12 protein-coding genes are annotated in these 16,922 nt (G+C 50.0%); 11 read left to right on the forward strand and 1 reads right to left on the reverse strand.

Annotation, left to right across the window (positions count from 1 at the left end; translation table 11 throughout):
• The first annotated feature begins 762 nt into the window (after positions 1–762).
• From HMPREF0670_RS10165 to HMPREF0670_RS10215, 11 genes are all read left to right on the forward strand, one after another.
• Positions 763–1,983 carry a glycoside hydrolase family 27 protein gene (locus HMPREF0670_RS10165; RefSeq protein WP_009231071.1) on the forward strand — a complete coding sequence of 407 codons (1,221 nt, stop codon included), beginning with the start codon at positions 763–765 and terminating at the stop codon, positions 1,981–1,983.
• A 120-nt stretch (positions 1,984–2,103) separates the two neighbouring features.
• On the forward strand, positions 2,104–3,423 hold the full coding sequence (locus tag HMPREF0670_RS10170; protein ID WP_009231072.1) for an acetylxylan esterase: 1,320 nt from the start codon (positions 2,104–2,106) through the stop codon (positions 3,421–3,423).
• Between the two features lie 190 nt (positions 3,424–3,613).
• On the forward strand, positions 3,614–4,894 hold the full coding sequence (locus HMPREF0670_RS10175; protein ID WP_009231073.1) for a glycoside hydrolase 5 family protein: 1,281 nt from the start codon (positions 3,614–3,616) through the stop codon (positions 4,892–4,894).
• Positions 4,895–4,900: 6 nt separating this feature from the next.
• Positions 4,901–7,213, forward strand: coding sequence for a glycoside hydrolase family 3 N-terminal domain-containing protein (locus HMPREF0670_RS10180; protein ID WP_009231074.1), 2,313 nt, complete (start codon positions 4,901–4,903; stop codon positions 7,211–7,213).
• Positions 7,203–8,345, forward strand: coding sequence for a glycosyl hydrolase (locus HMPREF0670_RS10185; protein ID WP_044078121.1), 1,143 nt, complete (start codon positions 7,203–7,205; stop codon positions 8,343–8,345). Before HMPREF0670_RS10180 ends, HMPREF0670_RS10185 begins: the two co-directional genes overlap by 11 nt.
• 336 nt (positions 8,346–8,681) lie before the next feature.
• The gene (locus HMPREF0670_RS10190; RefSeq protein WP_009231076.1) at positions 8,682–9,845 is read left to right on the forward strand and encodes a glycosidase; all 1,164 of its coding nucleotides are present in this window, start codon (positions 8,682–8,684) and stop codon (positions 9,843–9,845) included.
• The gene (locus tag HMPREF0670_RS10195; protein ID WP_009231077.1) at positions 9,842–11,242 is read left to right on the forward strand and encodes an MFS transporter; all 1,401 of its coding nucleotides are present in this window, start codon (positions 9,842–9,844) and stop codon (positions 11,240–11,242) included. Before HMPREF0670_RS10190 ends, HMPREF0670_RS10195 begins: the two co-directional genes overlap by 4 nt.
• Before the next feature lie 2 nt (positions 11,243–11,244).
• Positions 11,245–12,462 (forward strand): AGE family epimerase/isomerase, encoded by a 1,218-nt coding sequence (locus HMPREF0670_RS10200; protein ID WP_009231078.1) that lies wholly within the window; start codon positions 11,245–11,247, stop codon positions 12,460–12,462.
• Between the two features lie 183 nt (positions 12,463–12,645).
• Entirely contained in the window at positions 12,646–13,536 is an 891-nt protein-coding gene (locus HMPREF0670_RS10205; RefSeq protein ID WP_044078122.1) for an AraC family transcriptional regulator, read from the forward strand.
• Between the two features lie 1,071 nt (positions 13,537–14,607).
• On the forward strand, positions 14,608–14,754 hold the full coding sequence (locus HMPREF0670_RS16360) for a hypothetical protein (protein WP_232213903.1): 147 nt from the start codon (positions 14,608–14,610) through the stop codon (positions 14,752–14,754).
• A 467-nt stretch (positions 14,755–15,221) separates the two neighbouring features.
• On the forward strand, positions 15,222–15,983 hold the full coding sequence (locus HMPREF0670_RS10215) for a hypothetical protein (RefSeq protein ID WP_009231080.1): 762 nt from the start codon (positions 15,222–15,224) through the stop codon (positions 15,981–15,983).
• 80 nt (positions 15,984–16,063) lie between these two features.
• On the opposite strand, the gene HMPREF0670_RS10220 is transcribed toward HMPREF0670_RS10215, so the two are convergent.
• Positions 16,064–16,922, reverse strand: an 859-nt coding sequence (locus HMPREF0670_RS10220; RefSeq protein WP_044078124.1) for an acyltransferase family protein, incomplete at its 5' end; no start/stop codon positions are given.

Consider the following 16,922-nt stretch of genomic DNA (forward strand, 5'->3'; position numbering starts at 1 on the left):
AATTTACCTACTTTATGGCCTATATTTTCGCTAGAACAGAGCGAGATTTAGAGGCATTTTGTAAAATAAAAGACAACGATTTAAGTTTTGAGTGGATGAGCTTTTGAATTTTTGAGTCGGGGTGTTTTTTAGTGAATGAGTTTCTGGGTGGATGAGTTTTTGAGCTGGGGAGTTTGTAAATTTGTGAATTTGTGAGTTAATTCTTCGGGAGCTGTTAGACTTTCGTGAGTTTATAAGCCAGTGAGTTGACTTGTCCTGCACCCCTCTCAATTTATAGAAATATTAATCAAGGAGTTAAGGAGTTAAGCCAAATGCTTTATAGTGAGGAGTTAAGGAGTTATCGAGTTAAGGAATTAAGCCAAATGCCTTATAGTGAGGAGTTAAGGAGTTATCGAGTTAAGGAGTTAAGCCAAATGCTTTATAGTGAGGAGTTAAGGAGTTATCGAGTTAAGGAATTAAGCCAAATGCTTTATAGTGAGGAGTTAAGGAGTTATCGAGTTAAGGAGTTAAGCCAAATGCCTAGGTGGCGTTAGCCATTTTTTCACCTTTTCACCCTTTCACCTTTTAAAGGCGTTAGCCATCTTTTCACCCTTTCACCTTTTCACCTTTTCACCTTTTAAAGGCGCAGCCATCTTTCCCCTTTATCTGCTTTCGCAAATAAAGTATTGATATTTATCAATATAGTATACGCTTGTTAAGCAATTAAGTTCTATCTTTGCATCGTCAGTAGAACCTACACTTAAACGTTTATTAATTGCAGAAATGAAAAGAATAAAGCTTTGGCTAGTGGCTTTTGTGATGCTCCCCACAATGTGTTTCGCCCAGAAATGGGAAAACTTGGCACAAACTCCGCAGATGGGATGGAGTTCGTGGAACAAGTTCCAAGGCAACATTAACGAAGACATTATCAAGGGAATTGCCGATGCCATGGTGTCTAGTGGACTACGCGATGCCGGCTATACCTATATTAATATAGACGATTGTTGGCATGGACAGCGCGATGCCGACGGCTTTATACAACCCGATTCCAAGCATTTTCCTAGTGGGATGAAGGCTTTGGCCGATTATGTACACGCTCGCGGACTGAAACTGGGCATTTATAGTGATGCCGGAACGGAAACTTGTGCAGGCCGTCCTGGGTCGTTAGGACACGAATATCAAGATGCTTTGCAGTATGCCCGATGGGAGGTAGACTATCTTAAATACGATTGGTGCAACACAACTAACGTCAATCCTCGCGGTGCTTATCAGCTGATAAGCGATGCACTTTGTGCTGCTGGTCGCCCCATCTTCCTCTCGATGTGCGAGTGGGGCGACAACCAACCTTGGCGTTGGGCAAGAGATATAGGCCATTCGTGGCGCATTGGACCAGACATTTGGTGCTCGTTCGACTCCACACGCGTGTTTCCCACCTATGTGCAATATAGTGTTTTAGACTGTATCAACAAGAACGACAGTCTTCGCCGCTATGCTGGTCCTGGTCATTGGAACGACCCCGACATGCTTGAAGTGGGCAATGGGCTGTCCGTTAACCAAGACCGCGCCCACTTCGCGATGTGGTGCATGATGGCTAGTCCGCTTATCCTAGGCAACGATGTGCGCAACATGAGTGCCGAAACGAAAGCCATACTCACCAATCGCGACCTCATTGCCATTAATCAAGATAGGCTTGGCGTGCAGGGGTTGCGCTTTCTTAGTCGCGACGGGCTGGATTATTGGTTTAAACCGCTGGCAAACGGCGATTGGGCGATGACCATTTTCAACCCTACCCGCAAGCCCATTGCCTGCAATCTTAATTGGCAAGACTTTAACTTTACCGACGATGAGGTGAGTAAACGCAGCACCGAGTTCGACAAGTATATATATAAGGTGAAGAATTTGTGGACTGGACGTATGGAAGGAAAAACTTCTACCAAGCAGAAAGTAGAACGCAAACTTGTTGTTCCTGCACAAGATGTGATTGTTTATCGGCTTGTAAGGTAGCGAGGAGTCGGGAGTAAGTAGTAAAGTAGTAAAGGTAGTAAGCAGTAAAGAAGTAAGGGTAGTAAGGGGTAAAGTACAAAGTTAGTAAGGGGGTAATTCCCTTCAAAATAACATATAATAATGAAAAGAATAACGCTTATTTTAGGGTTTTTCCTATTGGTAAGTCTTGCTGTTGTAGCGCAAATACGCGGCAACGAAATTGTTGTGCAGGTGCAACCCAACCACGCCAATTGGAATTATCGGCTGGGCGAAGAGGCCATTTTCAACGTGGCAGTATTAAAGAACGGCTGTCCATTGCCGCAAGCGAAGGTGGACATCGAGGCCGGTCCCGTGATGTATGCCGATGTTAAACGCAGCGGCGTGGTGCTAAAAGACGGCACAACCACATGGAAAGGCACGATGAAAACGGCTGGCTTCTATCGCCTTAAAGTGTGGGCGCACGTGGGCGAGAAGACTTACGAAGGTCTTTGCACTGTGGGTTACGCCCCCGAAACGCTGCAACCCACCGACAATTGCCCTGCCGACTTCGACCAGTTTTGGGCCGATGCCTATGAGAAAGCAAGTTATTACCCGCTCGATGCACATCGCCGACTGCTACCCGAACGCTGTACCGAGCGCGTGCAGGTTTACGAAGTGAGCTTTAACGGACTTAATCCCGGCAACCGAATTTATGGCATTCTCTGCATACCCACTGCCTACGAAGACAAGCGACCTGCGCTACTTCGCGTTCCGGGAGCGGGCGTCAGACCCTACCAAGGCGACGTAGAAGAGGCCAATATCGGGGTGATTACCCTCGAAATAGGTGTGCATGGCATACCCGTAACGATGCCCCAGCAGGTGTACAACGACCTGCTGCACGGCGCATTGAACGGATATTGGGAGACAAACCTCGACAATCGCGACCAAATGGCCTACAAACGCATCTTCATCGGCGCGCTAAGGGCGGTGGATTATCTTACCCAACTGCCCGAATGGAATGGTAGAGAACTTGGCGTAACTGGTGCTAGCCAAGGCGGAATGCTGTCGTTGGTGTGCGGCGCACTGCATCCTGCTGTTACGTTTGTGGGCGTGGTGCATCCTGCTATGTGCGACCTCACCGCCTCTCTTCACGGCAAACCCTGTGGTTGGCCACATTATTTCTACGGTCAAAAGCAGCCCGATGCTAAGAAAGTGGCCACAAGCGGCTATTACGATGGCGTGAATTTCGCCCGCCGACTGACCATTCCCTGCTGGTTTTCGTTTGGATATAACGACGAGGTGGTGCCACCTAACAGCGCATACGCCGCCTATAACGTTACTCAGGGACTACGAACTCTGAAACTATATCCCGCCACGGGCCACTTCTGGTTTCAAGAACAATGGGAAGAATGGCGAGAGTGGCTGGAGAAACAATTAAAAAAGCCTCACCCCCAGCCCCTCTCCAAGGGGAGAGGGGAGTAATATCCCCTGTGAGTTTTGTGAGGAATGACATGATGGACAAATGAAAGTCGAGCCGAAGCATACATATATTCACCACAATATGTCCTTATGTTCTTCTGTCAAATCAATCAATATTCCTGTCAAAACAGCCTGTATTTCTGTCAAAAGAAGTCAAGCAAATATTTCAGTCTAAACAAATAAACGCAACGCAATGAATATAATACGATACTACACGCTGGCACTACTTCTGGTTTGTGCCACAGCCGTTAAGGCACAATCATTTGTTACGGTAAAGGACGGAAGACTTTATCGCGACGGCAAACCCTATACTTTTATCGGGGCAAACTATTGGTATGGCGCCATTCTTGGCTCGAAAGGAAAGGGCGGAGACAGAAAAAGACTGAACCGCGAACTAGACGAAATGAAACGTTTGGGCATTACCAACCTGCGCATTCTCGTGGGCAGCGATGGCGAAGAAGGCATTAAATGGAAGGTGTCGCCCGTGCTACAACCATCGCCCAGCGTATATAACGATGCCATATTAGATGGGTTAGACTATCTGATGCTGCAACTTCAACGCCGCGGAATGGTGGCCGTGCTCTATCTAAATAACTCATGGGAGTGGAGCGGAGGTTATGGATTCTACCTCGAACACGCAGGAGCGGGCAAGGCATTGCAGCCTAACGAGGTGGGTTATTCGGCCTACATCAAGTACGCCTCGCAGTTCTCCACCAACAAACAGGCGCAACAGCTGTTCTTCAATCACCTCTGTTTCATTCTCAAACGCACCAACCGCTACACCAAGAAACGCTATGCCGACGACCCCGCCATCATGTCGTGGCAGATTGGTAACGAGCCGCGCGCCTTCGACAAGGCCGTTTTGCCGCAGTTCGAGGCATGGTTGGCCAAGGCCGCGGCCATGATGAAGAGCATCGACAAGCGGCATTTGGTAAGCGTAGGTTCGGAAGGCGCGTTCGGTTGCGAGGCCGATTACGACTCGTGGCAACGTATCTGCGCCGACCCAAACGTTGACTATTGCAACATACATATTTGGCCTTACAATTGGAGTTGGGCCAAAAAAGACTCGCTATCGCAAAACCTGCAACGCGCCAAAGACAACACCAAGGAGTATATAGACCGCCATTTAGCCATCTGTGCCAAGATAAACAAGCCCCTAGTGATGGAAGAATTTGGCTATCCCCGCGATGGTTTCGCCTTCTCAAAGCAGTCGCCCACCACTGCCCGCGATGCTTATTACGGCTATGTTTTCTCGCTTTTGGCAGCCGATGCAGCCAAGGGCGGCTACTTTGCAGGCTGCAACTTCTGGGGTTGGGGCGGACAAGCGCAACCCAAACACGAACAATGGGAGCCTGGTGACGACTATACGGGCGACCCAGCACAAGAGGCACAGGGGCTTAACTCGGTGTTCTCGTCAGACACATCAACCATAAACGTGATTAAGGCAGGCATCGCCAAGCTGCCCAAACATTGATAAGCAATGAAACGAATATTATCCTTAGCCCTCGCGGCACTAACACTTCAAACGATGTCGGCAAAACAAGAACAGCCACTTTATAAAAATCCTAAGGCCAGTGTGGCGCAACGCGTAGACGATCTTTTACGCCGTATGACACTGGAAGAAAAGGTCGGGCAGATGAACCAGCTTGTGGGCATTGAGCATTTTAAGCAATATTCGACCTCGATGACCGCCGAAGAACTGGCCACCAACACCGCCAACGCCTTCTATCCGGGCGTTACGGTGCACGACATGGAAACGTGGACACGCCGCGGACTGGTGTCGTCGTTCCTCCATGTGCTCACGCTCGAAGAGGCCAACTACTTGCAAAAGCTCAACATGCAGAGCCGTTTGCAGATTCCTTTGCTCATTGGTATTGATGCCATTCACGGCAACGCCAAGTGCAAGGGCAACACCGTTTACCCCACAAACATTGGTTTGGCCTCATCGTTTGATGTGGACATGGCCTACAAAATAGCCCGACAAACAGCCGAAGAAATGCGTGCCATGAACATGCACTGGAACTTCAACCCCAATGTTGAGGTGGCTCGCGATGGGCGTTGGGGGCGTTGTGGCGAAACCTTTGGCGAAGATCCCTATCTGGTTACGCTGATGGGCGTGGCCACCAACAAGGGTTATCAGCGCAATTTAGACAATGCGCAAGACGTGTTGGGCTGCGTAAAACACTTTGTGGGCGGCTCTTATGCCATCAATGGAACAAACGGCGCACCCTGCGACGTATCCGAACGCACCCTGCGCGAAGTGTTTTTCCCACCCTTCAAGGCTGCCATTCAGCAAGGCGGAGATTGGAACGTGATGATGTCGCACAACGAATTGAACGGCATTCCTTGCCACACCAACAGCTGGCTGATGAACGACGTGTTGCGAAAGGAATGGGGATTCAAGGGATTTGTTGTGAGCGACTGGATGGATATTGAGCATTGCGTTGACCAACATCGCACTGCCGCCAACAACAAAGAGGCCTTTTACCAAAGCATTATGGCCGGAATGGACATGCACATGCACGGTCCAGAGTGGCAAACGGCCGTGGTTGAGCTGGTGCGCGAGGGCAGAATACCCGAAAGCAGGATAGACGAGAGCGTGCGCCGAATACTGACCGTGAAGTTCAGAATGGGACTTTTCGAGCATCCTTACAGCGATATGAAGACGCGCGACCGCGTTATCAACGACCCCGAACACAAGCGCACGGCCCTTGAAGCAGCGCGCAACAGCATCGTTCTGCTGAAAAACGCCAACAACCTATTGCCCCTAGATGCGCAAAAATATAAAAAGGTGCTGGTGACGGGCATCAATGCCAACGACCAAAACATTATGGGCGATTGGAGCGAGCCGCAACCCGAAGAGCAAGTGTGGACTGTTTTGCGCGGATTAAGAAGTGTTTCGCCCACCACCGACTTTCGTTTCGTTGACCAAGGATGGAACCCGCGCAACATGTCGCAAGCCCAAGTGGGTGCGGCTGTTGAGGCAGCTAAGGAGTGCGACCTTAACATCGTGTGTTGTGGAGAGTATATGATGCGGTTCCGTTGGAACGAACGCACGTCGGGCGAAGATACCGACCGCGATAACCTCGACCTCGTTGGACTGCAAGAACAGCTGATACGCCGACTGAACGAAACGGGCAAACCCACGGTCGTTATTATCATCAGTGGCCGTCCGCTCAGCGTTCGTTATGCCGCCGAACACGTGCCTGCCATCGTCAATGCGTGGGAACCAGGGCAGTATGGCGGACAAGCCATTGCCGAAATACTATACGGCAAGGTGAACCCATCAGCCAAATTGGCCATGACCATGCCGCGCCATGTGGGGCAAATTTCCACGTGGTACAACCATAAACGCTCGGCTTTCTTCCATCCTGCCGTGTGTGCCGACAACACGCCGCTATATCCCTTCGGTCATGGTTTAAGTTATACCACCTTCCGTTACTCCAACTTACAGCTTAATAAGGCCAACATTCCCAACGACGGCAAGACGTCGGTAACGGCTAGCGTAACGATTGAAAACACGGGCAAACGCGATGGCGTTGAAATCTGTCAGCTGTATATCAACGACGTTGTGGCATCTGTGGCCCGACCCGTAAAAGAGTTAAAAGACTTCCGTCGTGTAGCGTTGAAGGCGGGAGAAAAGAAAACCATCGAGTTCACCATCACGCCCGACAAGCTCGCTCTCTACGACTTGAACATGAAACCAATCGTAGAACCAGGCACGTTTGAAGTGATGGTGGGCGGAAGTAGCCGCGACGAAGACCTGCAAAAAGCAACTTTCAATGTTCAATGATATGAAAAAAATAATCCTAGCAATGGCAATAGCAATGCTCGCCTTGGGCGCAAACGCAAAGCAAAAGGTGCAGAAAACGCCTGCACAACAACTCATCGAACGTCTGAAAACGCTGCAAAAACGCGGCGTGATGTTCGGTCATCAAGATGCCCTTTTCTACGGAACGACGTGGAAATGGGAGTTTGGGCGCAGCGATGTTAACGATGTTTGCGGCGATTATCCCGCCGTTTTAGGTTGCGAATTGGGCGGACTAGAACTGGGAAACGACAAAAATCTGGATGGCGTTCCCTTTGATAAGATGCGCCAACAGATTATTGCCCACCATCAAAAGGGCGGCATCGTAACCATCAGTTGGCATCCTTACAATCCCGTTACGGGTAAAGATGCTTGGAATACGGAGGGAGATGCCGTTACAGCCGTGCTCCCTGGCGGCAAAGAAGTGGCCAAAATGCAACTTTGGCACACACGTTTGGCCCAATTCTTGGGCTCGCTTAAAGACGATAAAGGCCATGCCGTGCCCGTTATTTTCCGTCCGTGGCACGAGATGAGCGGTGCTTGGTTTTGGTGGGGAAGTAAGCAATGCACGCCCGAACAATACAAGTCGCTGTTCCGGCTTACGTTCGATGCCATGATGCAAGCAGGCTTGCGCAACCTGGTTTGGAGCTATTCGCCCAACGCACAGGCCAACGATACGCCCGAACACTATTTTCTTTTCTACCCCGGAGATAGCTATGTGGATGTGCTTGGCGTGGATTTGTACCAGTATAACGCCAGTGCGGTCTTCATTGAGCAATGCCAAAACGAGATGCGCATCATGTCCGAGTACGCCAAAAGCCACAACAAGCTGTACGCTTTAACCGAGGCAGGCTACCGAAACACGCCCGATGCCCAATGGTATAGCTCTACCTTGGTGCCTGCCATCAAGGGATTTGCCCCCAGTTACGTGCTGCTTTGGCGCAACGCATGGGATAAAGCCGAAGAAAACTTCGGTCCAGCGCCTGAGAAAACCTGCGCCAACGATTTCAGGAAGATACACAAGGAGGGCGCGTTCCTCTTCCGTAGCCAGTTGCAATGCGCACCAACAAAAGGTTGTTGGATGGTATCGAAGAAAGGTAAAAGTAAGAAAGGATAGTTATTTTGAAACTCGCTTGCCAACAAACTGCTAGCAACGTATCAGTGCAATGCCGTGTTTAGTGATGCTACAAGTACCTTGTAGTCGCAGTACAAGTTTCTTGTAGCGATAGTACAAAGCACCTTGTAGCGGCAGTACAAGCACCTTGTAGTGGCAGTACAAGCATCTTGTAGTGACAGTACAAGCGTCTTGTAGCGACAGTACAAAGCATCTTGTAGCGACAGTACAGAGCATTTACATCGTTGCCCTGCGTGCGTTGCTTAAAGAGTTGTTAGTTACAGAATAAAAGAAATAAGTGAGGTATTGAACCTTTTCAAACAGCTAATATAAGAAGATATGTCAACATTCAATTCAAAACTCAATGCACTTCGCCAACGCCACGAGGCATTGCTCACCACCCCTAACCACATGTTAGAACACGGCAACGGCATTTACGAACGCTATGCGAACCCTATACTCACTGCCGAACATACCCCTTTGGAGTGGCGTTACGACATGGACGAACGCACCAACCCCCACTTGATGCAACGCATCATGATGAATGCCACGCTCAATGCAGGCGCAATGAAGTGGGGCGACAAGTATCTGCTAGTGGTTCGTGTTGAAGGGGCCGACCGCAAAAGTTTCTTCGCCGTGGCCGAAAGTCCTAATGGCGTAGACAATTTCCGCTTTTGGGACGAGCCGATAACCATGCCCGAAACCGACAATCCCGCAACAAACATCTACGACATGCGCCTTACCCAGCACGAGGATGGCTACATCTACGGTGTGTTTTGTGCCGAACGCCACGATGACAGCAAGCCCGCCGACCTCTCGGCAGCCACGGCCACGGCCGGAATAGCACGCACACGCGACCTGAAAACGTGGGAACGGCTGCCCGATCTCAAAACGCGGAGTCAGCAACGCAACGTTGTTCTGCACCCCGAATTCGTTGATGGCAAGTACGCTTTCTACACCCGTCCGCAAGATGGCTTTATCGACACGGGTTCGGGAGGTGGCATTGGCTGGGCATTAGTCGATGATATAACCCACGCCGAGGTGCACGAAGAAACCATTATCAACCCTCGCCACTACCATACCATCATGGAAATGAAGAACGGCGAAGGTCCGCATCCCATCAAAACGCCGCAAGGTTGGCTGCATTTGGCACATGGCGTGAGGGGCTGCGCTAGCGGATTGCGCTACGTTCTCTATATGTACATGACCGCACTAGACGACCCCACGCGGATGATTGCTCAGCCTGGCGGCTACCTTTTGGTGCCACAAGGCGGCGAATATGTGGGCGACGTGATGAATGTGACGTTCTCTAACGGATGGATTGCCGACGAAGATGGGCGCGTGTTTATCTATTACGCCTCGTCGGACACACGCATGCACGTGGCCACGTCGACCATTGAGCGGCTGGTAGACTATTGCTTACACACGCCGCAAGACGGACTAACCACCGCCGCTAGTGTTGAAAACATCAAGAAACTCATTGCCAAAAACCGCGCATTATGAAGATTGCACTTAGCGAAAAGATAGGTTACGGACTGGGCGACATGTCGTCGTCGATGTTTTGGAAACTCTTCGGAGCCTATCTCATGATATTCTACACCGACGTATTTGGCATCTCGGCCGCCATTGTCGGCACCATGTTCGCCATCACTCGCGTATGGGACTCGTTCTTCGACCCCATTGTTGGAGCCGTAGCCGACCGCACCTCGTCGCGTTGGGGGCGTTTTCGTCCGTACTTGCTCTATCTGGCCGTACCTTTTGGGCTTATCGGTGTGCTAACATTCCTTACCCCACCGATGCACGAAACGGGGAAAATCGTCTACGCCTTTATCACTTACGCACTGATGATGATGGTTTATTCGGCCATCAATGTGCCCTACGCCTCGTTGTTGGGCGTGATGAGTCCCGACCCAGCACACCGCAACACGCTGGCCACTTACCGCATGACCTTCGCCTATCTTGGCTCGTTCGTAGCCTTGTTGCTCTTTATGCCGTTGGTAAACGCTTTCGGCGGCGGCGATGCCAACGGCCCCATGCGTGGTTGGCTCACCGCTCCGCAGTTTGGTTGGCTAATGGCCGTGGTGGTTATTGCCATAGTGTGCATCGTGCTTTTCCTTGGTTGTTTCGCCCTCACGAAAGAGCGCGTAAAACCCGTGAAACAAGAGAAAAACTCGCTCAAAACCGACCTTCGCGACCTGTTGTACAATCGTCCGTGGTGGATTTTGCTGGGTGCGGGTGTGGCATCGCTTGTGTTCAACTCCATTCGCGATGGCGCAACGGTCTACTACTTTAAATATTACGTAGACGAAACCGCCGTGGGCAACATCTCTTTCCTTGGTCTACCCTTCGTGCTTAGCGGTCTGTACCTCGCCGTTGGGCAGGCTGCCAACATCGTAGGCGTTATACTTGCCGCCCCAATAAGCAACCGCATTGGCAAGCGGCGCACCTTTATGGCGGCTATGGCCGTGGCAACGGTGCTTAGCATTGGTTTCTTTTGGCTCGACAAAGGTCAGCTTGCGCTCATCTTTATCTTGCAAGCACTCATCAGTGTTTGCGCAGGCAGCATCTTCCCCTTGCTGTGGAGCATGTACGCCGACTGCGCCGATTATAGCGAATTACAAACAGGCAACCGCGCAACAGGGCTTATCTTCTCATCGTCTTCAATGAGTCAGAAGTTCGGTTGGGCCTTCGGCACGGCCATAACAGGCTGGATGCTCGCCCAATTTGGTTTCCAAGCCAATGCCGTTCAGTCGGCCGAAACCATTCAAGGCATCAAGATGTTCCTCTCGATATTGCCCGCCGCAGGGGCTTTCCTCTCGTTGGCGTTCATTTATTTCTATCCGCTTTCTGAAACGAAGATGAAGGAAATAACCGCCGAGCTACAAGAAAAAAGGAAATGATTATGGAAAAGTTGAAAAACGAGTTGCGCGACGAACTCACCCAAAACATCTTGCCTTTTTGGCTTAATAAGATGGTAGACCATCGCCGTGGCGGTTTTCTGGGGCGCATTGATGGGCACGGCAACCCCGTGCCCGATGCCGAAAAGGGGGCGGTGCTCAATGCGCGCATACTGTGGGCCTTTGCTGCGGCCTACCGCGTTTTGGGCAAACCCGAATATTTGGAGGCTGCAACTAGGGCTAAAGATTATTTCGTTGCCCACTTTATCGACCCGCAAGAGGGTGGCGTTTTTTGGAGTTTGGATGCCCAAGGACGTCCGCTCGACACCAAAAAGCAAACCTACGCCATTGGCTTTGCCATCTACGGATTGAGCGAATATGTACGAGCCACGGGCGATGAAGTGGCTTTGCAGCAAGCAAAAGACCTTTGCTACTGCATCGAACGCTACGCCTTCGACAGCCTGAACAATGGCTATGTGGAGGCACTAACGCGCAACTGGCAGCCCATTGCCGACATGCGACTGAGCGACAAGGACGAAAACGGGTCGCGAACGATGAACACGCACCTGCACATTCTCGAACCATACACCAATCTTTACCGCGTGTGGCGCACGCCACAGTTGGCCGAACGCATCGCCAATCTTATCGACATCTTCCTTACGCACTTGCTTAATCCGCAGACAAACCATCTCGACCTCTTCTTCGACGACCGTTGGCAGGGCCGTCGCAACATACAAAGCTTTGGTCACGACATCGAGGCGGTGTGGCTATTACACGAGGCCGCGTTGGAGTTGAACGACCCCAACGTGCTACTAAGGGTTGAGCATGCTATCAAGGCCATTGCCAAAGCGGCCGACGAGGGGTTGCAAGCGGATGGCTCGATGGTGTACGAACGATGGACAGACACGGGTAAAGTGGACACCCAACGCCAGTGGTGGGTGATGTGCGAGTGTGTTATTGGTCACATAGACCTTTACCAACACTTCGGCGACACCGCTGCTCTCGACATCGCCCGCCGCTGTTGGCAATATACTCGCGAACATATCGTAGACCACGAACAAGGCGAATGGTTCTGGGGATGTGACGAAAACGCACGCCCAAACCTCGTAGACGATAAGGCCGGCTTTTGGAAATGCCCCTATCATAATGCGAGGATGTGTTTGGAAGTGGTGGAAAGAGGCCTCACCCCCAACCCCTCTCCAAGGGGAGAGGGGAGTGAATAGCCTTGTTTCGACATTGCAAGCAAAGAATAATATCCTAAATTGCAAGAAAGAATAAAATTCTAAAATAGCATTAATAACAACCAAAGCAGCCAAGCTATCTACTCCCCTCTCCCCTCGGAGAGGGGTTGGGGGTGAGGCTTTTTCTCCACAACTTGACTGGTTGGGGCTAAGAACGATTACATTATGGACACTTACGTACTACACGAAATAACCCCATTGATGGAGACCGATGCCCTGTACATCGCAGACAGGCATAAAAAAGAGTTCTCCTATCCCGTGCACAACCACGACGTTTTCGAACTGAACTTCGTTGAAAACGCCGCGGGGGTGAGGCGAACGGTGGGCGACAATAGCGAAGTGATTGGCGATTTCGACCTCGTGCTCATCACCAGTCCCACGCTAGAACACGTTTGGGAACAGCACGAATGCAAGAGCGAAGACATCCGCGAGATTACCATTCAGTTTAATTTCGGGGCGGGAATGACCGAAACCGACCAGTTTTTCGGTAAGACACCCTTCGAAAGCATACGCCGAATGATGAAAGAGGCGCAAAAGGGATTGGCGTTTCCCATGACCACCATCATGAAGGTGTACGACAAACTAGACGAGATGAGCCGCATAACCGACCGTTTTCGGGCCTTAATGCAGTTTCTCGACATACTGCACACGCTGTCGCTTAGCACAGGTGCGCGCACATTAGCCACCACCAGTTACGCCAAAGTGAACATCGAAGACGATAGTAGACGGGTTCTTCGCGTAAAGAAATACATCTCGGATAACTACATGTACGAACTGCGACTTAAAACCCTGGCCGACCTTGCCAACATGAGCGAGAGCGCATTCTGCCGCTTTTTCAAGCTGCACACAGGCCGCAGGCTTAGCGATTACATCATCGACATACGCATGGGACATGCTGCGCGCATGCTGGTAGACACCACCGAGACCATCGTCGAGATAAGCTTTAAGTGCGGATATAACAACATGAGCAACTTCAACCGTATCTTCAAGCGAAAGAAAGGATGCTCGCCAACAGAGTTTAGAAACAATTATCATAAGATTAAGGTGATTGTGTGAGGGGGCAATAGCGCTTTATTGGGTTGGTTTTCTCATACAAGAAAATCTAGAACAACACCCAACTTCCATAGCAAACAGGGGGCTTTGGAGGCAAAGAAAACCAAGACTTATAGCCTAGGGAAACGCTATACGTACTTGTGCTGCATGAATAATCTCTTGTGGTTGTCCGCTAAACTCCAAATCGGCTCGGTTTCTCTATCTCATATTAGAATGTTCCGTCATTGCCCTTAGTCCGCTAAACTCCAAATCAGCTCAGTTTCTCTATCTCATATTGGAATGTTTCGTCATTTCCGTTAGTCCGCAAAACTCCAAATCGGCTCGGCTTTTCTATCCGCAATGCCCACCAATAGGCGTTGCGGATTTCGTTTTCGAAAGGTAAGCCCCCCTTTCAAACAATCCTTCATCCCCAAAGTTATTCCGTGTAAGTGCACGTTTACTGGCACAAGCATTAAACTCAACACAAGCATACAAAAGCACGGAACAACAACCATAAGATTGTAAAATATTTGTACCGAAATTTAACATTGTAAGTGCCTTCGCCGTAAAATTTCCAGGCATCAGTCGGATTTTCGCGCGTATTTTTAAAGTTTGTAACCACTTGATTTATTGATATTTACAAGGAATTAGGCGCAAAAACATGCTTTTTTAGCACGTATTAGGATTGCAAAACAACATGAAGTGAACGACCAAACGCCACCACGCAGTTTTTCATTCCACATAATCAAAATGCCTATAAATAACGCATAAAATGGTGCTTTTTATGGTTTTTGGCTACATTTTGCTACATTTTAGCTTGTATTTTGGTACATATTGCATTGCGTTTTGGTGCAAAATACACTGCGTTTTGGTGCATATTGCATTGCGTTTTGGTGCAAAATGCACTGCGTTTTGGTGCATATTGCGATGCGTTTTGCGGCAAAATGCGTTGCAACAACCAGCAATTAGGCACCATTTTCTTGTCGTTTCGGATGCAAATTTTGGGGAATTTTTCTTCAAAGAGAAATGCAAAAGCATAGTAAATGCCCAAAAACGGAGGGGATAAGCGCACAAAAAACACTGAAATTTCATCGTTTGGGTGCATTTTATATGGCTCTTGGCGGTTATTTTCTTCTAGAATGGTTCGGCCGAAGAATGCGTTTTGTAAAATACGTTTACCGTTTTAACAAATCGTTGATAGACGATTTCGGAGGTAAGGACGACGGCTATGCGGCGGCATAAGCGATAAGACTAAACATGATGGGCGCAATGATGCGGACAAGTTTAAGCCCTCTTTCCGAGATGAGAACAACGGCTGTGCGGCGGCATAGGCAATAAGACTAAACATGACGGGCGCAATGTTGCGAACAAGTTTAAGTCCTTATTGAGGTAAGTGCATAGGGCAACGAGGCGCGCAGGTCGTTCACGTTTCATCCAGTTGTGCCTTTAACCCAATCGACCGCACGCCATATCGCGCTAGTGAAGAACAAAGAGGGGCTTACTTTGGGGTAGAGGTGAAACCAAGTTTTCTATTTGTCGGCCACCTGAACACCCCATTTGCCGTTTCAAATCTTTTAGCAGGTAGCAGTAATAATCTTTATTAATTTTCCTTACTGGCGCGTACACCCTACCCCGTTTTTTGCTACTTTTGTATTGTTGGCCGATGCCATTACGCGGCAAAGGTCCTGATAATGCAAAACCAATAGGATATGGAAACGAACATGAAAGAGATGTTGGCACAACTTGCCACCACCACACAAAAGGCTGAAATAGAAAGCGTGCTGCAACAAACCACAGCCCAACTGCTACAACATTATAAGATACGCGCGCGCGAGGTGGAACTCTATCCCATCGAGCTAGAAAGCTATTTCTACCGCGCAGGCGTGTTCGAAGACCCCTACGTGCACACCAACGAGCTGCAAGCCAACCATTTTGGCCAGCTATATGTGCACCGCCGAGGCAAGGAGGCCACCTCGCCCTATAAGATGGACAATCGCGTTTGCATGGGCATTTCGCTCTCTGTAAGCGCAAACTATTATTATTCGGCCCTTATTCGCAGCGCGGTTTTTGCCGACGGCAGCATGGTTTTCGGGCCAAACAACGTGCTGATGCACTTCATGCGCAGTGTAAACGCATCGGCCAAGCTGCTCGATGTCCACTTCTTCGACACACATCACGCAGGCACATTCATGCTTGCACCCCTCTTTCACCTTGTTGAAGGCCAACAAGTGTTGTTTGAAGTCGATGCCTCTGCCGACCCGCGCGACAAGTCGTACCTGATGCACGGCGCGAGAATAGGGCTTGGCGACACCGCACCTTACTTTCAACAACTGCCCCTTAGGTCCGCCATTGGCAAGCTGTCTAAACCTTTCGAGTTTAAAGAGAAAACCCAACTGATGGACAATTATCTAGCAGAACACAAACTAACCGGCGACAAGGCCAAAGAAATGGCCAAAGAAATGCGCCAATAGTGTGCATCAGCAGTCTGACGGTCGATTGGGATTTAACATGGCAGTTAGCATGCAAAAGCAGGCGTGTTACTTCGTTGCGCTCACACAAATCGCTTTTGCAACCATCGCCTTACGGGCATATCGTAGAATTTAAGGCATAGCCACGCCAGGGCGATGCAGCCAAACACAAGGGCTAGGACTTGCGGAATGGTTTGGCAGAAAGGTATGTCGTGCCTCTTTGCGTAAGCAAAACAGGTGTAGATGAGGGGAAAATGAATGATGTAAATTGGATAAGAAATGTCGCCTAGGAAGTTGCATATACGCGTAGAAAGGGCATCTGTGGTTTCTCCCGATGCGCCTATCCACACCACAAGGGGGAAAACCAGCAACACACAAAGTGCTTCGTATATGCCGTTTACCCACATTTGGCTTTCTCCGCCTAGGCGTGGAGGCACAGTAACGGCCACAATGGCTAGGCCACACCACCAGAAAGCACCGCGCACCCGCCACTTACGAAACACGCGCGAAAGCAGCAAACCGGCAGGGAAGGCAAACATCACGCGGAGCAATCCGCCCCAAAAACCATAGTTGGCGAAGGTCCATCCTGCACCTAGATTGCCGTACTCGTTGGTTATGGCGTAGCCAAACAGCGCACCACCTGTGGCAAATACCAACATGGCAAGCCAACGCGTAGACAACTTGCGAATGGCCAACACATAGAGCAGGTTGGCAATATACTCGAAAAACAACGACCATGTGGGGCCGTTAAGCGGAAAAATCTCGCCAAAACCACGTACCTCTACACCGCCCCAAGCAGGCACTAGAAAAAGATTCAGCAGCGTAGCGAAGGCCAAAAGGGCCACAGGCACATCAGACACTTTTAAATATTCGGTGCCCTGGGCATAAAACAACAGTCCGCCAAGGAGGGCACCTATCACCACCATGGGATGCAGGCGGATA

It is taken from the genome of Prevotella sp. oral taxon 317 str. F0108 (genome assembly GCF_000162415.1).
In the GTDB taxonomy this organism is placed as follows: domain Bacteria; phylum Bacteroidota; class Bacteroidia; order Bacteroidales; family Bacteroidaceae; genus Prevotella; species Prevotella conceptionensis.